We start from the raw sequence: 19,364 nt of genomic DNA, 5'->3' as shown, positions 1-19,364 counted from the left end.
CAGCGGGCGCTGTATCTCGCGATCCATCGAGACAAACACCAGGGAGATTCGTGCAATGGCCATTCAGCCCAACCAGCCGCAGGGCATCGGCGGCGTTCTGGACACCGCGTTCCAGTTGTACAAAGAGTCGCTTGGCGCGGTGTGGCCCATCTCGCTGCTGATCGCGGTCATGAGCCTGCTGCCGGGGCTGTATTTTCTGTTCATTGGCATGTCCGCTCTCGATCCCCAGGCCATTGCCTCGGGCAACATGTCCTTCTTCCGCAATATGGTCGTGGTGGTGCTGATCACGGTCCTGCCCTCGATGTGGGGCGCCAGCGCGATGTTGCTGAAGCAGCGGGCGATTGGCAGCGATGAGTCGATGAGCACCGGCGAGGCGTTTCGAGTGGCACTGGTTCGCCTGCTGCCGTTGATCGGCGCGACCATCGTGTACGGCGTGGCGATTACGCTGGGATCCATTCTGCTGATCGTGCCCGGCCTGATCCTGATGCTGAGCCTGATCATGTATATGGCGCTGGTGGTGTTCGACACCAAAGGCCCGATCGACGCCGTGGTCGGTAGTCACAAGCTGGTCTGGGGCAACTGGTGGCGCACCTGTGCCGTGTTCACGGTGACCGCGATCCTGCTGTTCGTGCTCTTTATCGCGGTGGGTTTTGTCGTTGCGATCATCACGCCCTTCGCCGGCATGGCCGCGGATTCCCTCGTAGCGGGCATGGTCGTGCAGCTGGTGCTGAATGCCGTGGTCAACATACTCATCTCGCCGTTCACAAGTGCGGTGATGATTGCGCTCTACTGGGATTTGAAGTTGCGCAAGGAAGGCGGCGATCTCGCCGCGCGTGTGGATGCATTGAGCGCCGCCTGATTCGTGCGTTCAGCGTTTCTCGTTCTGCTGTTGTTTGTCATGCCCGCGGCCTTCGCGCAAAGCGAGGGCTCGCCGCGGCATGTTCTCGACGTTTGTATTCAAGCGCTCGATCCCGATGTCCTCGGTCTGGACGATATCGAGGACACGTGCCCGGATATCCGTGTGGCCCTGGAAGAGCTCGGGCTCACGGATCTGGTTTCCGATAATCAGCTCAGTGTGCTGAGTCGCGATGGCTTGAGCACCCTGCGCACGCTCGTCGCTCGCTATGAGAATGAGCCCGAGCTCGCGGCCATCGACACCGGGAGTCTCGCACCGGAACTCGAGTCGTTACGGAAGCCTCCGGTGCCGGAGCAATCGCTGTCCTGGTACGAGCGTCTCAAGCGCTGGTTGCGCGAGCTCTTCGAAAAGAAACAAGTCCAGTCCGATGCCGAGACCGAGTCCTGGCTGAGTCGCTGGCTGGCGGAGCATCCGCTGCCCGAAGTGGTGCAACAGGCGTTGATATACGGCTCTGTCGCGCTGGTGGTGTTGCTCGCGCTGGGGATCGTCATCAATGAGGTGCGCGTGGCGGCCCGGGGTCGGCATCGCAAGTCCGCAGGGGGAGCGGCGGCCGACCTCGCTGGCGCGGGCGGATCGGGCGGATTGGCTCTGGAGACGAGTGGCGAGCGACCGTCCGCGCTGCTGAGAATGTTGATTGCAACGTTGGTCAAGACCGGTCGCTTGAATGGCGCGCAGAGTCTGACTCATCGCGAACTGACGGGACGGGCGCGCTTCGACGATGCCGCTCAGCGCGAATCTTTCCAAAAGATCGCACAGCTCGCCGAGCGTGAAGTTTTCAGCGGCAAGGATGTCGCGAGCGACGACCTGAGTGAAGCGCTCCGCGTTGGACGCAGCCTCGACGCGCAACTGAAGGCGGCGACATGAAAGATCGCTTGCTTACATTCGCGCTTGCCATCTGCGCATTCGTTGCGTTCTACGTGGTGATGGCACCGAAGCCGTCGACGCCGGAGCAATATCCGACGCGTCCGACCAGCATCGAAGCTGGCCCGAACGGCTATCTCGGCTTCACGCGCTGGCTGGCGGCAGAGCATGTGCCGGTACTCTCGCTGCGGGACCGCTTCACGAAATTGAGCGAGGTTCCCGGCCTCGAAGCTCACACCGGCAACCTGCTGATCACCGCCGCGCCCCATCTGTACCCGATCCGCGATTCTGAAGTCCTGCCATTGCGTCGCTGGGTGCAACGAGGCAATACGTTATTCATCGTCGCGGGATTGTCCGATACACCGGACTGGTCCATGGATCGTCGCGGCGACGCTCAGTTTCTGGAGCACCTGGAGTCCATGACACGCATGCATTTCGAGCAGCGTGTCGAAGAGGACGAGGACAGCGACAAAGAAAAGGACGATCCGGCCAAGGCGGCGACGCCGGCGCAAGTGATCGCCGCGCAGACCAAGCTCGCCGAGCCGCTGCAGTTGGAGATGCGACCTGCGGGCGCGCATCCGCTGCTCGAAGGGGTGAGCAAGGTGAGCGCGCTGTCCGATTATCCCACGGCGAAATGGGAAGGTTGGGCGAAGGGCACGAGTGTGCTGGAGCTGGCGCACGATCCCGAGTCGGGCGTGCCGGTGCTGTGGCTGTTGTCCGAAGGCGAAGGGCAGATCATCGTCAGCGCCTACGGCAGCATTCTCGGGAACAGGTTGCTCGGTGAGACCGACAACGCGCATCTGATCGCCAACATCGTGCGCTGGTCGTTGCGCGGCGGTGGCAAGGTGATCCTCGACGACGCGCATCAAGGCCTGGTCGCCTTCTACGATCCCGATGCGTTCTTCGGCGACTCGCGCCTGCACGCGACGTTGTGGTGGCTGTTGGGCTTGTGGCTGCTGTTCGTGCTCGGGTCGCAGCGACTGCGCCCGTCACAATCGAGCTGGAATCCGGTGGACATCACGGGGTTCGTGCGAGCCACGGGTGGGTTCATGGCGCGTGTGATGCAACCTGCGACCGTCGCTCAGCAAATGATCGCGAATTTTTTCAACGACGCGCGCAAGCGCCACGGTCTGCCGTCGGGCACGACGCCGATGTGGGACTGGCTGGGCGCGCAGACGATGGTGTCGGAGCGGGATGTCGAAAGCTTGCAAGCTCTGCATGCCAAGGCCCAGCAAGGCAAGCGCGTCAATTTGTCGCAGCTGCATAACCTGCTGATACGATTGCGAACAGCTCTGGAATAGGGAACAAGAATGAACGCCCTGGTAGATTTCGAACAACGTTTGCAGCAGGAATTGGGCGCAGTGGTGCTCGGCTTGCAGCCGGTCGTTCGCGCGCTGGCGATTGCGGTCGTCGCTCGCGGTCACGTGCTGCTGCAAGGTGCGCCCGGTCTGGGTAAAACATTGCTCAGCAAGTCGCTGGCCGCCTCGTTGCGTGGCGTGTTCAAGCGCGTGCAGGGCACCTCCGATCTGATGCCCGCCGATATCACCGGCGTGCACGCTTACGACGCCGAGCAGCGGCAGTTCGTGTTTCGTCACGGTCCGGTGTTCGCCGATGTGCTGCTGGTCGACGAGATCAATCGTGCCGGCCCGAAGACGCAGTCGGCGCTGCTCGAAGCGATGGAAGAGCGTCAGGTCACGGTGGACCGTCAGAACTATGCGCTGCCGGAAAACTTTCTGGTGGTCGCGACCCAGAATCCGCGCGAATTCGAAGGCACCTTCCCGCTGCCCGAGTCGCAGCTCGATCGTTTCATGTTACGGGTCGATCTCACTTATCCGGCGCGCGAGGATGAGCTGGCCATCGTCGCTCGCTACGGCAACACAGACGCGCATGCTCGCGTCGACTCGCAACAGTTGCCGCCGATCGATCTCACCGCGGTTCGTCAAGCCGTCGAGCAGGTTCACATTGCGCCCGAGTTGTCGGGTTACGTGATCGATCTGGCAGCGGCGTCACGTTCGCATGCTCATGTCAGTCTCGGTCTTTCCACTCGCGGCGTGTTGGCGCTGGTACGTGCGGCGCGAATCGCTGCCGGTATGCGCGGTGCGGAGTTCGTGACGCCGGACGATGTGAAACAAGTGGCGCCGCTGGTTATTCCCCATCGTTTGATGCTGGCGCCCGAAGCGCTGCTCGAAGGCGTGACTGAGCAGACGATCACGCAGCAGTTGCTCGATCGCACGCCGGTCCCGCGCTGAGTCATGCATCTTCGTCTCAATGGCCTCGTATTCGCGGTGCTCACCGTGCTCGTCGCCATTCTCGGCACCTGGAGCGGTGAGGCGGATCTGCAGCGGTTGTGGCTGTTGCCGCTCGCACTGTTGCTGCTCGGGCTGGCCTACGAAGGCATGACGGTCACGCGGGCGCGAACGAATGTGACGATCGATGCGCCGGCTCAAGGAATATTGGGCCGCTCGATGCCGCTGCAGCTCTTGTTTCGTCACGCACTGGGGCGAGCGCTGGATATTCAGGTCGCGCCAGCCGCACCCGAAGCGGTCGAGATCGATAATGAGATTCGGGTGCTGTCCGTGCCCTCTGGCGAAGCGGCGGCCATCGAGTTACGCGCGACGCCTCGACGGCTCGGACAAAACGCGTGGCCTGGAATGCAGGCGCGCATCGGCGGGCCGCTGGGGTTGGCGTGGTGGTCGCGTCGTCTTGAGCCGGGCTACTCCTTCAAAGTGATGCCGGAGTTGTTACGTGACGCGGCGGGGCGCATCAGTGCCGTCAGCGGCGGGACGCGGGCTCACGTCAATCAAGGCGCGGGTGCCGAGATTCTGCAGCTTCGTGAGTATCGCGTCGGCGATCCGCAGAACGCGATCGATTGGAAAGCGACGGCGCGACGCGGCCGCTTGATCAGTCGCGATTACACCGAAGATCAGCACCTCGATATCGTCATCGCCATCGATGTGGGGCGGACCAGCGCCTTGCGCGCCGGCGATCTGGATCGTCTCGGTCATTACATCAATCTCGCCGCTCGCTTCGCCGAACATGCGGTCGCGCAGGACGATCGGGTCGGCGTCATGTTGTTTGCCGATCAACCGCTCGCGACGCTCGCGCCGGGGCGAGGTATTGGCAGCGTACTGCGAATCCGTCAGATGCTGGCGGCGGCGACGCCGAAGCTGGCGGAGTCGAACCCATTGAACGCGGCACTGCGCATTCGCACGCTCGTGCGTCATCGCAGTTTGATCGTGATGTTGACCGATGTGGACGACGCCACGGTAGCCGGCCAGCTCGCATCGGCAGCGCGTCTGCTGTTACCGAAACATTTGCCGCTGATCGCCGGCATCTCCAGTCCGGAAGCGGAGGCGATGCGCGATGCGCCGGCGCGTTCCTGGCTCGATCCGTATGAGGCGCTGGCCGCTCATGAATATGTCTCGCGACTGGAACGCAATGTTCGAGCCCTGCGAGCGTTGGGCGCGCCGGCCTTGGTGTCGCGGCCCGAGCATATGGAACGCGCCGTGTTCGACGCGTATCTCGAGTTCAGGAATCGACGGCGGGTTTGACGCGCTTCCGTCCGAACAAGTGACCGGTCAGCGCGGCCACCATCACGACGCCGTAGCCGAAACCGACTATGACGCGGCTGATCATGGGGAAATCGGGATCGGGCGACAGATAGCCCTCGATGAAGCCGCAGCCCACCAGTAACAACGCGCACAGCACCAGCAAGCGCGACACTTTGGTCGCCGCGTGCTGAAACGATTCGCGACGCGTCGGATGCGTCGGACGGATCAAGGACTCGCCGAGCATCGTGCCGGCCGCGCCGGCAATACAAATCACCGACAGCTCGACCACACCGTGCGCGGTGACGAACTTCAATAGCTCGCCACCCAGACCGTGCTGATGAGTGAATGCGAACATGGCGCCGAGCATCAGTCCGTTGGTGGCGATCAGATAAAACGTGCCCAGCCCGAAAAAGATGCCGACGCAGAACGCCATGAGGGTCACGGCGATGTTGTTCGACAGGATGCCGATCGACAGCACCGAAGACGGTGTCACGTTGAGCAGGCCGTCGGTCCACAGCTTGCCGCTCTCGACGCCGTTGATGGCTTCTTCGTCGGCGAGCAGCGAGATCAGTTCGGGATGCGCGGAGATCAGCCACCAGCCGGCGCCGGCACTGAGCATGAACAGCAGCGTCACCCAAAAAATCGCGCCGCGCAGCTGGTGCACGACGTCGGGAATCTCTTCCCGAAACAAGCTGAGCAGACGGGCTCGCCAGTCGTGCGGCTTGCGATAGATGATGGAGTGCAGCTTGACGTAGCTATGCTCCAGTGCCTTGGTCACCCGGCTCGCCGGCAGGATGCGCCGCGCGATCGATAGATCCCGACCGAGCGCGCGATATAACTCGATGGCTTGCTGTGCTTCGGCGGCGGAATGGTTGCGACTCTTTTCGAGCGCTTCGAGCTGAGGCGCGAGTTGCCGCCACGTCTCGACGCGAGACGCGAGCCACGCTTGCATGCCGGCTTCGGCGCTCATGAGGCCGGGTTCAGCAGCGCCTGTAGACGGGTTCTCAGCTCAATAGTGCTGAGTTCCGCAAGCTGCTCGGGCGAGATGGACTTGTCGACTCGGGCCAGCATGGAGCGGGCAAGCTCGCCGCGCGTCTTGTTATCGAGCTGCATCCAGCGTTCCAGCAATTCATGGATCAAATCCGCGGCGCGCGGATCGAGCGCACTGTTCGCCGGCGCGAGTCGGGCCAACGATACGTTGTGTTCTTTGCCGTCGAGAATCAGCAGCGTGCCGGCGGCGATGTCGCCGATGCGAACGTGCTGGGCGGTGAACATGGTGGCAATCAGCCCGACCAGATAGGCGAAGGGCAACGAGTCGACCAGGCGAAACACATTCCGGATCAACAAGGCGCCGGCGTTGGGAATGTCGCCGGTGCGCGTGACGATGCGCACGCCGGCCATGCGCTTGCCCGGTGTACTGCCGCGCATGAGCACCTCGACGACCGGGTGATAAAAGAAATAAATGACCGCGGTCGGCACGACGACCCACAGGTAGTAGCCCGGCGACGTTTCTTCAGTGAACAGCGATGCGAACGCGCCGGGCGCCAGCATGGTGCCCACCGACCACCATGCGAACGCAAGCAGCGCCCGGATGTGCCAGTCGATCACGAAGGCATAGCTGCGGCTGCCGATCCCGGCGATGCGCAGCTCGACATCGACGCCGGTAATGCTCTGCAGGCTGACCTGAGGCGCGGCCATGGCTGTTCCTTGTTCCTGTTACTCCACGATCCGCGCCAGCTGCTCGGCCTGATATTCCTGCTGCAACGGCTGGATCAGCCCGCCCAGATCGCCGTTGATGACGTCGGCGAGCTTGTACAGCGTCAGGTTGATGCGATGGTCGGTCACGCGGCCCTGCGGAAAGTTATAAGTCCGGATCCGTTCGGAACGATCGCCCGAGCCGACCTGCAGCTTGCGCGAGCTGGCCTCCGCCTGATCGCGCTTTTCCTGCTCGGCGGCCTTTAGCTTGGCTTTGAGCAAAGACAGCGCACGCGAGCGGTTCTTGTGCTGCGAGCGTTCATCCTGACATTCCACCACGATGCCGGTGGGCAAGTGCGTGACGCGAATCGCGGAGTCGGTCTTGTTGACGTGCTGACCGCCGGCGCCCGAGGCGCGAAATGTGTCGATGCGCAGGTCCGCGGGATTGAGCTCGATGGGCTCGATCTCATCCAGCTCCGGCAGGATCGCGACCGTGCACGCTGATGTATGAATGCGACCTTGCGCCTCGGTTGCCGGCACGCGTTGCACGCGATGGGTGCCGGACTCGAATTTCAGATGGGAGAACGCGCCGCGGCCGACCACGCGACTGATGACTTCCTTGTAGCCGCCGTGCTCGCCGGCGCTCTCCGACAGCACTTCCACATTCCAGCCGTGCTGACTGGCGTAGCGCGAATACATACGAAACAAATCGCCGGCGAAGATCGCGGCCTCGTCGCCGCCGGTGCCGGCGCGCACTTCCAGATAAATGTTACTTTCGTCGCGCTCGTCCTTGGGAATGAGCTCCTTGGCGAGCGCTTCCTCTTCGACCTCGATGCGCGCATTGAGGCTGGCCAGCTCTTCCTGGCCGAGCTCGCGCATTTCGGGATCGGCGCCTTCGGCCATCTCGCGCGCCGAGGCGCGCTCGGCGAGCGTGCCGAGATAGGCCTTGTAGCGCGCCACCACCGGGTCGAGCTTGGAATATTCCACCGACAGGTCGCGAAACTTATTGGTATCGCCGATCACGCCAGGATCGGCCAGCAGGCCGCTGACTTCCTCGTGGCGCTCGGCCAGCTTTTCCAGCTTGATGCGTATCGAATCTTTCATCAGTTTTGATCGGGAGAGCCGGCGGCAAACAAGATGCGCGCGGCTTCCAGTAACTCCACTTCGCCTCGTTCGGCGGCTTCTCGCAGCCGCTGGCTCGGGCCATGCAACAGGCGATTGGTGAGCGTCGAGGCCAGGAAATCCATCACTTCCTGGGGATCGCGCCCGGCTGCCAGCATACGCCGCGCTTGCTCGGCGGTCTGCGAGCGCAGCGCTTCGGCGTCGTCGCGCAGTTGCCGGATGGTCGGCACCGCGTCCAGCGTTTTCAGCTGCTGCTCGAATACCGACACTTCGGTCGCCAGCATTTCACTCGCGTCGCGCGCCGCCTCGCGGCGCGACGCCAGGTTTTCATTCACCACGTTCTGCAAGTCGTCGATGGTGAAGAGATACACGTCCTCAATCTTCGACACCTCGGCTTCGATGTCGCGCGGCACGGCGATGTCGACCATGAAGATCGGCTTGCGCTTGCGCGCTTTGACCGCCGCTTGAACCGCGTCGTACGTGATCACAGGCGTCGGGCTGGCGGTCGAGGTGATCACGATGTCCGCTTCGGGCAAGTGGGTTGCGATGTCGTCGATGCCGATCGCAAAGCCTTTGAACTCGGCGGCCAGCTCCTGGGCGCGACCGATACTGCGATTCGCGACGATCATCCGGCCCAGGCCGTTCGCGTGCAGATGGCGCGCGGCCAACGCGATCGTCTCGCCGGCACCAACCAGCAAGGCGGTGTGGCCGGAGAACTTCTCGAACACGGTGCGCGCCAGCGATACCGCGGCATAAGCGACCGAGACAGCATTGGCACCGATGCGAGTCTGCGTTCGCACCCGCTTGGCGACCGAGAACGCTGTCTGCATCACCCGGTTCAAATAGGGACCGGTGACTTTCTGGTCAAGCGCGGCCCGATAGGCGTCCTTGAGCTGGCCCAGGATCTGCGGCTCGCCGATCACGAGGGAATCCAGGCCGCAGGCGACCGCGAACAAGTGCTGGACCGCTGCCGTGCCATGCATCCGATACAGGGTTTGATCGATGTCCAGCCGATGCGTGGCCAGGTCGTGCCAGTGCGCCAGCCAGTTGGACAGGGGCAGCGAGGGATCCGGCGCGGGCGCTGGCCCGTTATGGGATCGGTCGGTGGATTCCCCGCCGGGGCTGTCGTCCGCGAAACAATAGAGCTCGGTGCGGTTACAGGTGGAAACGATCAACGCTTCGCGCACCCCCGGCTGGCCGGCCAACTCCCGCAAGGCCTCGGGCAGCTCCTCGCCCGCAAAGACCATCTTTTCGCGGATTTCGACGGGCGCGGTGCGGTGATTGATTCCTATGACGACGAGTGGCATGCCGGCTGCAGTCGCGACGGGTGCGGATTGTCGGGGAAGGGCCCACTAATGACAAGCGACGCGGTAAGGCCGATCCCGAGTTTTAAACCAGCTGATATAGTCATCCGACAATGAGCCCACTTCCTCGTCCATTCCGCTTGTCTCCGCGTCTCGCGGCCTTGATGGTCACGGCCGTGCTGGCAGCTTGTACCACCCCAGCCAGCAAGCGGGAGGCGGCCGCCGAGAATTTGCCGGCCGATCCCAATGCCCTGGTATTGGGCGCCGAAATGGCCTTGCAACGGGGACAATACCTGGAAGCCTCCAAGGCGTATCTCCGAGCCGCCCAGGCCTCCAACGACGAGGAGCTGGCTGAGCAGGCTACCCGCGTCGCCCACGAGCATCGGCAATGGACCGTGGTGCAGGCCGCCGCCGAGCGCTGGCTGGAGCTGAACCACACCAATGAAGAGGCCCGGCGCTTCGCCGCGTTCGCCGCTCTACATCTATATAGGATCAACACGGCCGCCGAGCACCTGGGCATTCTGCTGGATACGGCGTTCATCAATCCGCAGGCCGGTTTCCTGGCGCTGCTGCCCCAACTGGCGGACGAGGGCACGCCGAGCGGTGCCACCGCCGTGCTTCGCCAGCTGATCGTGAAGTATCCCGATGTGACAGAAGCGCATTACGCGCTGTCGCAGGCGGCGTCCCAGTCGGACAACCTGGCGCTGGCGATGGAACATGCGCGCAAGGCCCGCGAGCTGGGGCCGTACTGGTCGCCCGCCGGCCTGCTGCTGGCCCGGCTGCAAATGTTGACCGGCGACGCCGATGGCGCGCTGGCCACCGCCAAGCAGGTCATCGATCAGGACAATCAGGACTCGAACCGGCTCGAATATGCGCTGATGCTGATGCAGGCGGGCAAGGAGGAGCAGGGGCGCAAAGAACTGAGCGCGCTCGCCAACAGCGAGTCCACCGGCACCGTCGTCGAGCGTGCGCTGGCGGATATCGACTTCCAGCTCGGCAATCGCGACTCGGCGGCGCAACGTTTCAGCAATCTGGTGTCCAGCGGCCGGTTCGTTTACGAATCGCTGTTCTATCTCGGCGCCATCGCCGAAGGCCGCGAAGCTTGGGATGACGCCGCGCAGATCTACGCCCGTGTCACCGGCGGCGAATTCGCGATGGCCGCGCAGACGCGACTGGCCCGTCTCAAAGTGAAACAGGAAGGACTGGATGCGGGGTTGAAACACCTCGAGGAATTCGGCGCCACCCGTCCTCAGTACCGGATCGAGACGATTACCGCCCGCGCCTCCTTGTTGAGTGCCAATGGCGATAGCGCCGGCGCGCTCGCCTTGCTGGATACGGCGTTGAAGGCCTATCCCGATGCGGTGGAACTGCGCTTCGCGCGCATCTTCCAGCTCGAATCGGCGGACAAGGTGGACGAGGCCATCGCGGATCTGCGCCACCTCGTCGCGGATCGACCCAACGATCCATCGGCGACCAACGCGCTAGGCTACACACTGGTCGATCGCACGCGTCATCACAAAGAAGGCCTGGATCTGATCGAGCAGGCGCTCACCGAGACACCGGATAGCGGTGCTGTACTCGATAGCATGGGCTGGGCCCTGCACCGGGTCGGCCGCTCGCAAGATGCTCTCGGTTATCTAGAGCACGCCAAGCGCCGGATCAACGACCCCGAAGTGGACCTGCACCTCGGCGAAGTGCTGATCGCGTTGGATCGCAAAGACGATGCGCGCGACGTATGGAAGCGCGCCAGCGAGCGTTACCCGGAAAATAACGAGATCAAGCAGCGCCTGCAGAAGCTGAATTGATCGTGGCCACGACGCGACTGGTACTGGCAGCCGTTTTTTTACTTGCGGCTGGCTGTGCCACCACGCCCAAAGGCCCCAGTCCGGGCACCGCGATTCCGGCTGACCTAAAAGACCTCGATCGTTGGCAAGCTCGTGGAAGGCTCGGCGTCTCCGGGCCGGAGAACGGCGGTTCGGGCAGCTTCGAGTGGCAACAGCGCGGCGATGTTTCCAACGTCGACATCCGCGGCCCGATCGGCATTGGTGGCGTGCACTTGGAGATGCGCGGCTCCGGCGGCAATCCCAATCTCGTTTTGCAAACCAGCGACGGCCTCAAATTGGAATCCGACGCCGCCTGGGACGAACTGCAAAACCGCCTCGGCACCGCCGTGCCCGCCGGCAATCTGCGTTACTGGATGCTCGGTGTCGCCGCGCCCGGCGAGCATCAATGGCATGAAGAAAACCAAAACGGCGTGACCACGCTCGAACAAGCCGGCTGGCGCATCGACTATCAGCGCTTTTCGACCGAGCCCGGCGCTCGTGTCCCCATGCGCATCACCGCCACTAGCGGCGACGCGCGCGTGCGCATCGTTGTAGATCGCTGGCAACTGGGACAATGAGGCATCATGCCCGCCGGGTGGCCGCGCAGCGGTCCCCGAGGCTTGTCATTCATCTGTCGGGCAACATAAACACACAACCATGAACACTGCTCGCGACGAATTCCTCGGGCTGCCGGAGCCCTGGCCGGCACCGGCCAAGCTCAACCTGTGCCTGCACATCGTCGGCCAGCGCGCCGACGGCTATCACCTGTTACAAAGCGCCATGCAACTCATCGACCTGTGCGACGAGCTGCAGTTCTACCAGCGCCCGGCCGGCGTCATCGAGCGCGTCGGCGATAACGCGGACATTCCCGCCGAAGACGATCTGGTCGTGCGCGCCGCGCGTCTGCTCGCCACCCGTTACGAGGTGTTCGACGGCGTCGGCATCGAAATCAAAAAGCGCATTCCCGTACAGGGCGGCCTGGGCGGCGGCAGCTCCGACGCGGCCACCGTGCTGGTCGCGCTCAACGACCTGTGGCGCCTGGATTTGAAGATCGAAGAGCTGGCAGCGCTGGGCCTGGAGCTGGGCGCCGACGTGCCCATCTTCGTGCGCGGCCACTCGGCCTGGGCGGAAGGCGTCGGCGAACAGCTCACGCCCTGCGACTTCCCGGAGCAGGTCTTTCTGGTACTCAAACCTCAAGCGGGAGTGAGCACCGCAGCGGTCTTTCAGGACCCTGAATTGACACGTAATTCCCCCATCACGACAATACGCGCCTTCTTTGCGGGGGGCGGTCATAACGACTGTGCCCCGGTGGTCCGCAAGCGCAGTGCTGAGATTGCCGAAGCGCTTGATTGGCTTGATGATTTTGGGGAAGCAAGGCTGACCGGTACCGGTGCCTGCGTGTTCGTCGCACTGCCTGATGAGGCGACCGCACGGAGCGTCTTGGCGCGCGTGCCCGCGCGCTGGACCGGTTACGTCGTCCGAGGCTTGAACCGTTCGCCGCTGCTGGACCGGCTGGCGCACGAATCGGCCTGAATCCCTTTTGCAGCTGTTGGGGTGTCGCCAAGTGGTAAGGCAGCGGGTTTTGATCCCGCCATTCGGAGGTTCGAATCCTTCCACCCCAGCCAACCGCTCTCCTTCGGCATTCGCCCAGCTCTACAGCGCTCCCGGAATCGATTGGAATCTCACTTCTTCCGCTTGATACGGAGGGCTGGGGTCGGCGCGCGTGAGTGTGATCAGCCGCGTGGCGTCGGCGGACGCGGCCATGCCGCGAACGCGGAGTCGGCGTGAGGGGGTGTTCCACCCTGAGCTGAGTTGCGCGAGCTCCTGGCCGCTCGGGCCATCGTAGACCCACACGTCCACCAGTTCGCCGAAGCCGTTGATGCCGCCGACGATCACGCCGTTCCACAGGCACAAGACCGAGTTCGGATAGTAGTAGCCAGGCAGGATGCGGGCGATCTGTCCGGTCGCGATGTCATTGCCTTGGAAGTAGGGCGGCGCGGAGTTCGCGGTGTACACCGTTTGCAGGTCCGGGGTGATGCACGCTTGACCCGCCCCACCTTGACCGTACGCGAGCTGGTTCCTCGACGTTAATCGCAGACTGCCGCCCGACAGCGCCGAATAGCGCATGCGATTCACGATCGTGTCGCTGTCGATGAGCATCGTGCTATCCATCGAGACAGCCATGCTGTGGACCAATTCTCCCGCCTCCAGGCTTTGCGCGGCGTACTGTCTGCCGGTGTCGACGTCGAACATGACGCCGTCGGGCGTGATCAGAATCGAACGTCCCGACGGCCGGAAGAACGTCATGAGATCGCCGGTCGGAATCCAACTACCGTTCGTCCAGGAGTAGTGACGAATCAGTGCGCCGGTCACCGCGTCCAACTCGGAGACGCGTGAGTTCGGCCGGTCATAAACATACAGTCGTCGGCCGTCGCCGTTGATAACCATCGTCGACGCTTCAGTGACATTGCCGGTGAAGGTTCGAACGGTCGCGCCGGTATAAACATCGTATGCGGTAATGGTGCTGCCGCGGTTGTTGATGAACACCAGCGGCTCGACGGGACTCGCTACCAGATATTGAGCGTTGACGGCCCGACCGAGGCTCGACGGTGCGGTGCTGTTGAGGCGGAGCCCGACGCGAATTGTTTCTTGATTCTCTACTAAGGGATCGGTCGAAGTGACGGTCACTGTGGCGAAGTGAGTCTGGTCCGTCGCCAGGCCGCTGGGGTTCGCGGTCAGCGTGATCGACTGACCCGTCACACCCGAGCTCGAGACGTTGAGCCAGTTACGATCGGAGCTTGCCTGCCAGGGCACATTGGTACGCCCGAGCGAGCTGAAGACCGGCACCGATCGTGTGAGGACCGAGCGTGCCGGTGCCGGTGAGGAGGAGAGACCGACGCCCGTCGCGCCCACGATGATCCGGCTCTCTTCGATGTTATAGGTGACCGGCACGAGCCGGCTCAATACCAGATTCTTGACTGTGACGTTCAAAGCCAACTGACCGGTGTATGTGCCGCCTGCCAGGCTGCCCCGCGCGCCGTTGATATCGACCGCGACGCCCGCAGGTCCGATGGCGCCCGAGGTCACGTTCGGTCTCAGCCAGTTGCCGCCGGCGTCCGTGGTCGGCGTTACCGTGAATGTATGATTCGCCAGTGTTCGACCGGTCGCGCCGCTGTTTACGTTGAAACTGAGCGGCCGCGTCGTTGCGGAAAGTCCGTCGGCCCCGCCGAGCACGAGCGAGGTCGTCGCGACGGATAGCGTCGGTGCCAGCACTTGAACCGTTACTGTTGCGCTACTGGAGTTCTGCGCATGGCCGGAGTCGACGACAGTGACTCGTCCCGAATGCGTGCCCGGCTCGAGCGATGAAACATTGGCCGTTGCAGTCAACGGGCCGTTGCCGGTCTGCGCAGCGGCGGGCATGGTCAGCCACGGAACATCTGAAGAAGCGGTCCAGGTCCGGCCCGGCGCCTGCACCGGCAACGACACCGGCCCTGTGGGCTGCGCGTCACCATAAGCGAACGTCAACGCATAGGTCCCGCTCGCAATCGCCACGCGAGCGACCACCGTGTAGCTCACGGTAATCATTTGTGACTGAAGGATATCGCCGTTCGCATTGGCGGTGCCGACCCCGAAGGTGCTCGAATACTGCCCCGGCGGGGTGCCGATCTGCCGAACGCCGATGACCACCTGATAGTTGTTGCCGGAGCCGACGATGTTGATGTTGAGCCAGCTCGGCTGCGTTTGACCGTTGGTGTACGCCGCGCCCACGTAAGTGACATTCTTGCCGGTGACCGTCAGGGCCAGGGAAGTGTTGGGTGGGGCGGTGCCGTCCTGGATGGCGGTAAACGAGGCGGAATTGCCGCTCAGTGTGAATGCGCCATCGCGCGTCGATGACGAGCCGCCCCCGCCACCGCTATCGCCGCCTCCGCCCCCGCTACACGCCGAAAGAGACAGACATAACAGCGCGTACGCCGTCGTCCAGAATGAGCGCATCGTTTCTCAATCCCTTCATGCCGGGCAAACCGTTGCCCGCACTCTCTTCGGCTGAGCCGAAGAACCCGCTTGAATTTGTTATGTAAACGCAGTGCCCGAAGGCGCCGCGGCGGGCATAAATATCACTTCTGGAACGTGGCATCAAATGAGCCGGGCGCCCCATCCGGTGCGCGGACGGGGCGCCTGCATGGACTAGAAATGAAACAGTCCGCTCAGGGAGAGCGATCGCGAGTCGGTACCGTCCAGTTCGGCACCCTCGATCTCGGCGCGCAGGCCAAACCTTGGCGTGACGTGCCAGGCGCCGCCTATTCCCAATGCGAAATCGGTGCCGTCGTTTTTCTCGATGAAGGCGAAGTTTCCCGCTCTGATGGAATTCTCAGTGTCCCAGGCCACGAAGCCGGCGCGAACGTAGCCTTCGAAGCGAACGGTGATTGGTATTTGCAAGAGGGCCGATCCCTGGATTGCGGTTGCATCCGACTCGACGGTCACGCCGGAGATTCTGTCATCGGGCTTGCCCGCGGCGTAGGCAAGCTCGAGCGAGCCGTATTCATTGAATCGATAGCCGCCAAAAATTTTGAATCCAGTGCCAGTCGCTTTGATGCCAACGCCATCGAAGCTGTCTTTCAGCGTGATCTGGCCCACGCCCACTCCGCTGTAGAACCCGATGTCCGGCTCTGCCATGGCCGGCAGGCACGCGAACGCCAGCGCGATTCCTGTCGCTAGTTGCTTCTGCATTTCATCGCTCCCGGTAGCTCCCGCTTGCGCGGGGTAATGTTTCTTTATTTGCTGGTCGGTTGCTCTGCCGAACGCCCGCAATATTTTTGTGGAGCGCTCGGTGCGGGACTCTATCAAGAGCGCCGCGCAGCATTCAGCTAAGGGCTAGCCCTTAGCTTCACGAGAGGTGACGTCGTTCAGGTTCGCGTTCAGGGAAGCGCTACGATGCAGAAATCTTCAACTGAACACACACCCCTGATATGTTTCCGCGCTCTGCAGGAAGCCCTGCAACGGAGATGCAATCAGTGTCACGGAAGCGAAAGGCTGTTCAGCCTGCGGTCGCAGGTTCGGACCAGCCGCGTGGTCGCAAGTCAGCTACGAGCAAAGAGTCGGCGACCGTCATGCGCTCGGAAACGGCGCTGTTGTCTGCTTCGTCCAGCCAGGCGTTCGTTCGCGTCGAGCCGGGCGCCGTTATCGCGGATCGTCTCGAGATCGGCGACTTGCTCGGCGAAGGCGGCATGGGCTGCGTGTACGCGGCGCGCGATCGTCTGAAGGGCGAGGACGTGGCGATCAAAGTGCTGCGTCAAGACTTGCAGTTCAGCGTGGCGGCTAAGGAGCGTTTCCTCGCCGAGGCCAAAGTTTCCTGCAATCTGTCTCATCCGAACATCGTGCGCGTGCATGATGTCGGGATCATTGGGGATACCTATTATCTGTCCATGGAGCGGTTGAAAGGTCACACGCTGCGCCAGCAGATGGATCGGTATCGCGAACAGAATCGTGCCTTCCGTATTGCCGAGGTCACGAGCATTGCGCGTCAGCTGATCGATGCGCTTCAGTACGCGCATCGTTACATCATGCATCGTGACATCAAGCCGGAGAATATCTGGCTGGCCGAGGACGGCACGGTCAAGCTGATGGACTTCGGCATTGCCCGGGCCTACAGCAATTCGCAAATGACCCAGACCGGCATGGCGCTCGGCACCGCTTATTACATGTCGCCGGAACAGCGGGCCGGCTCGAAGAAAATCGACTGGCGCACCGATCAGTATGCGCTCGGCGTGGTGCTGTATGAATTATTGGCAGGCACGTTGCCGACGGGCGCGGTGCAGCCGATCGAGGAGATTCGTCGCGACTTGCCGAAGCGCTATGCGGACGCTTTGATGCAAGCGATGGCGCCGTTACCGAAGAAACGTTTCGAATCGTTCAACGAGATGCTGGCGGAGATTCAGGCGCCGCGGCCGACGCGATTTCGGTTTGCCCGCGTGATGTTGATTGGTGCGGCTCTCGTGGCTGCGTATGTGACTGCGAACGAACAGGGCTGGATTGTGAAACTGTCGGCGGTAGCTACGGCGCTGAAAGCAGAGTGGGCGTCGGCGAGCGCACGCGTTGCAGGAAGCTGGGATGGCTCGATACCCGTCAAGCCGACTCTGCCAGAGGCATCTTCCTCGGTTGCATCGGCGTTGCCGGAGCCGGAGTTGGTACAAGAGTCGGTGCCAGAACCAGCACCGGCAGAGTCAACGCCAGCAGCGCTGGAGTCAGGAGCATTTGAGTCGGCAGCACTGGTGCCAGCCGTACTGGAGTCGGAGACGCCGCTGCAAATTCCAGCGCAATCGAGCGCCGATGCCATCGGCCCGAACTCGCTGTCAGAGGTGAGGCAGCAGGCAGAGGCGAACGCCGCCGCGGCTGGCGGCACCGACACGCGACGCGATGAATGTATCGCTCAGTGCGAGCGTGACGGTTGCGACGACAAGGCTCGCCAGTTGTGCGAGTGACGCGAGGTGCCAAGGCATGGGGTGCCGGCCATTCTCACTGAGGTCGTCGAGCACGAAGACGCGCGAAGGTTCTTTGAAGTTTTGGAGTGAGCGTGGTTTTTCAACTGGATCTAGACACTGAGCAACTCCTGCGCCATCGCGACGTGGCCAATCGCCTCCACGCCTTCCGCGAGCGGGTAGCGTTCCGTTCCTGAGTAGACAACGAATGTCTTTTTTGGCGCGAGATCTTCACGAGCACTGTGAAATCCTTTCGTAAGCGTCGGCGCGAGGCCGCGCTTGATTTCGATGGCCCAGCGTCCGGCGCGACCGCCGAGCTCGAGGACGAGATCCATTTCCGCTCCGGCAGCGGTACGATAGAAGCTTGCCGCGGCTGAAGGTGACGCAGCGGACAATAGAGATTCCAGCACGAAGCCTTCCCAACTTGCACCGCTCACCGGGTGGCCGAACAGATCGTCGAAGGTTCGCAGGCCGAGCAGCGCATGGACGAGACCACTGTCCCGCACATAGACCTTTGGAGATTTGACGAGACGTTTGCCCGCGTTGGCGTGAAAGGGCGGCAGTCGTCGTACCAATAAAAGATCGGCCAGCAGATCGATGTAACGTGCGATCGTTGGGGAACTCATGTCGAGTGCGGCGGCCAGGCGCGATGCGTTTAACGTGGCCGCCTGATTGTGTGCGAGCATGGTCCACAACCGATGGAGTGTTTCTGCAGGAACACGCGGCCCGAACTGCGGTACGTCGCGTTCCAGATAGGTTCGGATGAAGCTCTGCCGGAGTCGGAAGCTATCCTCATCCGACGCGGCCAGAAAGCTGTCTGGAAATCCTCCTCGTAACCACAGCCGCTCTTGAGTGGCGGACTCTGCGCCGACCTCGAGAGCGTCGAACGGACTCATGTTTACGTACTCGATGCGGCCGGCAAGGGTTTCGCCCGACTGACGCAACAGATCGATCGCCGCCGACCCCAACAATAGAAAGAGCCCGGTGCGCTTTCCTTTGCGCCTGGCGCGGTCGATCACACCGCGAAGCGTCTGGAAGATCTCCGGGGCGCGGTGGATCTCATCCAGAATGATGAGTTCCTCCGGATGTTGACCGAAGTACAGCTCCGGCTCGGCCAACTTGGCGCGATCCTGGGGGGACTCGAGATCGAGATAGATCGAGGGGCGCGTCTCGGCGACCGCCAGGGCCAGTGTGGTCTTGCCGGCCTGCCTGGGGCCGATCAGTGCGACGGCGGCCTGGCGGGTCAGGGCGCTCTCGACTTCCGCCTGATAACGACGTTTCAGCATCCTTGTATTTTTAACATGATATTTTAAATTTGCAAGGATACCTGATGGGACAGCCTTGCAAATCCTTGCAGCGGGGCGGCTAAGACGGCCTGGATTCGTGTATATTGCGCGCCCCCGCTTGCGGCTGTGTGCGTTGACTGGTTCACCGGTGATCGGTGCCGCCGGCGCTGCCGCCAGTGACGGGGAATCGATGGGAGTGGAGGGGATCGTAAAGACGGGTGGAGTCGGTAAGTGACTGATTCCGTTAGCCCCCTGGTCGGGCTTTGATCCCGCATCCGTCCGCCCCAGCCAGATGCCTTTGCAGTCGGAGTGTTGAATGGATCGTGCCAC

At 62.6% G+C, this 19,364-nt stretch carries 16 protein-coding genes and 1 tRNA gene; 10 read left to right on the top strand and 7 right to left on the bottom strand.

Annotated features, from left to right (window positions below; all coding sequences use genetic code 11):
- Nucleotides 1-55 precede the first annotated feature (55 nt).
- From ACFPN2_RS08850 to ACFPN2_RS08830, 5 genes are read left to right on the top strand one after another with little or no spacing between them, the layout of a single operon-like run.
- Nucleotides 56-859: a hypothetical protein gene (locus tag ACFPN2_RS08850; protein ID WP_380596247.1), complete on the top strand. Its 804-nt coding sequence runs from the start codon at nucleotides 56-58 to the stop codon at nucleotides 857-859.
- 3 nt (nucleotides 860-862) lie between these two features.
- A complete protein-coding gene (locus tag ACFPN2_RS08845; protein ID WP_380596246.1) occupies nucleotides 863-1,780 on the top strand; it encodes a hypothetical protein in 918 nt (305 codons plus the stop codon).
- On the top strand, nucleotides 1,777-3,078 hold the full coding sequence (locus ACFPN2_RS08840) for a DUF4350 domain-containing protein (protein ID WP_380596245.1): 1,302 nt from the start codon (nucleotides 1,777-1,779) through the stop codon (nucleotides 3,076-3,078). The genes ACFPN2_RS08845 and ACFPN2_RS08840 overlap by 4 nt, the downstream gene beginning before the upstream one ends.
- Before the next feature lie 9 nt (nucleotides 3,079-3,087).
- A complete protein-coding gene (locus tag ACFPN2_RS08835) occupies nucleotides 3,088-4,026 on the top strand; it encodes an AAA family ATPase (protein ID WP_380596244.1) in 939 nt (312 codons plus the stop codon).
- 3 nt (nucleotides 4,027-4,029) lie between these two features.
- Complete coding sequence (locus ACFPN2_RS08830; protein WP_380596243.1) at nucleotides 4,030-5,328, top strand: DUF58 domain-containing protein; 1,299 nt, start codon at nucleotides 4,030-4,032, stop codon at nucleotides 5,326-5,328.
- Here the strand turns inward: ACFPN2_RS08830 and ACFPN2_RS08825 are convergent.
- Genes ACFPN2_RS08825 through hemA form a run of 4 tightly spaced genes read right to left on the bottom strand, consistent with a single transcriptional unit; the run spans nucleotide 5,306 to nucleotide 9,452 of the window.
- Nucleotides 5,306-6,298, bottom strand: a complete 993-nt coding sequence (locus tag ACFPN2_RS08825; protein WP_380596242.1) for a stage II sporulation protein M — start codon at nucleotides 6,296-6,298, stop codon at nucleotides 5,306-5,308. The two genes, ACFPN2_RS08830 and ACFPN2_RS08825, sit on opposite strands and share 23 nt — an antisense overlap.
- Nucleotides 6,295-7,026, bottom strand: coding sequence for an RDD family protein (locus ACFPN2_RS08820; protein ID WP_380596241.1), 732 nt, complete (start codon nucleotides 7,024-7,026; stop codon nucleotides 6,295-6,297). Before ACFPN2_RS08820 ends, ACFPN2_RS08825 begins: the two co-directional genes overlap by 4 nt.
- Nucleotides 7,027-7,044: 18 nt before the next feature.
- Nucleotides 7,045-8,127, bottom strand: coding sequence for a peptide chain release factor 1 (gene prfA, locus ACFPN2_RS08815; RefSeq protein WP_380596240.1), 1,083 nt, complete (start codon nucleotides 8,125-8,127; stop codon nucleotides 7,045-7,047).
- The gene (gene hemA / locus ACFPN2_RS08810; protein ID WP_380596239.1) at nucleotides 8,127-9,452 is read right to left on the bottom strand and encodes a glutamyl-tRNA reductase; all 1,326 of its coding nucleotides are present in this window, start codon (nucleotides 9,450-9,452) and stop codon (nucleotides 8,127-8,129) included. Before hemA ends, prfA begins: the two co-directional genes overlap by 1 nt.
- A gap of 110 nt (nucleotides 9,453-9,562) precedes the next feature.
- Here hemA and ACFPN2_RS08805 point away from each other — a divergent pair, with 110 nt between their 5' ends.
- From ACFPN2_RS08805 to ACFPN2_RS08790, 4 genes are all read left to right on the top strand, one after another.
- Nucleotides 9,563-11,254 (top strand): tetratricopeptide repeat protein, encoded by a 1,692-nt coding sequence (locus ACFPN2_RS08805; protein ID WP_380596238.1) that lies wholly within the window; start codon nucleotides 9,563-9,565, stop codon nucleotides 11,252-11,254.
- 2 nt (nucleotides 11,255-11,256) lie between these two features.
- Nucleotides 11,257-11,850, top strand: coding sequence for a lipoprotein insertase outer membrane protein LolB (gene lolB, locus ACFPN2_RS08800; RefSeq protein ID WP_380596237.1), 594 nt, complete (start codon nucleotides 11,257-11,259; stop codon nucleotides 11,848-11,850).
- 79 nt (nucleotides 11,851-11,929) lie between these two features.
- Nucleotides 11,930-12,805 (top strand): 4-(cytidine 5'-diphospho)-2-C-methyl-D-erythritol kinase, encoded by an 876-nt coding sequence (gene ispE / locus ACFPN2_RS08795; protein WP_380596236.1) that lies wholly within the window; start codon nucleotides 11,930-11,932, stop codon nucleotides 12,803-12,805.
- A 17-nt stretch (nucleotides 12,806-12,822) separates the two neighbouring features.
- Nucleotides 12,823-12,897: transfer RNA gene (locus tag ACFPN2_RS08790), tRNA-Gln, on the top strand.
- 28 nt (nucleotides 12,898-12,925) lie between these two features.
- On the opposite strand, the gene ACFPN2_RS08785 is transcribed toward ACFPN2_RS08790, so the two are convergent.
- Nucleotides 12,926-15,265, bottom strand: a complete 2,340-nt coding sequence (locus tag ACFPN2_RS08785) for a hypothetical protein (RefSeq protein WP_380596235.1) — start codon at nucleotides 15,263-15,265, stop codon at nucleotides 12,926-12,928.
- A 192-nt stretch (nucleotides 15,266-15,457) separates the two neighbouring features.
- On the bottom strand, nucleotides 15,458-16,000 hold the full coding sequence (locus ACFPN2_RS08780) for a porin family protein (RefSeq protein ID WP_380596234.1): 543 nt from the start codon (nucleotides 15,998-16,000) through the stop codon (nucleotides 15,458-15,460).
- Between the two features lie 380 nt (nucleotides 16,001-16,380).
- On the opposite strand from ACFPN2_RS08780, the gene ACFPN2_RS08775 reads away from it, so the two are divergent.
- Nucleotides 16,381-17,751, top strand: coding sequence for a serine/threonine protein kinase (locus tag ACFPN2_RS08775; RefSeq protein WP_380596233.1), 1,371 nt, complete (start codon nucleotides 16,381-16,383; stop codon nucleotides 17,749-17,751).
- A 110-nt stretch (nucleotides 17,752-17,861) separates the two neighbouring features.
- On the opposite strand, the gene ACFPN2_RS08770 is transcribed toward ACFPN2_RS08775, so the two are convergent.
- The gene (locus ACFPN2_RS08770; protein ID WP_380596232.1) at nucleotides 17,862-19,364 is read right to left on the bottom strand and encodes an ATP-binding protein; all 1,503 of its coding nucleotides are present in this window, start codon (nucleotides 19,362-19,364) and stop codon (nucleotides 17,862-17,864) included.

Origin of the sequence: Steroidobacter flavus, from assembly GCF_042651805.1 — a bacterium.
Lineage (GTDB): Bacteria > Pseudomonadota > Gammaproteobacteria > Steroidobacterales > Steroidobacteraceae > Steroidobacter > Steroidobacter flavus.
This window is presented reverse-complemented; position numbering and strand designations above follow the sequence as displayed.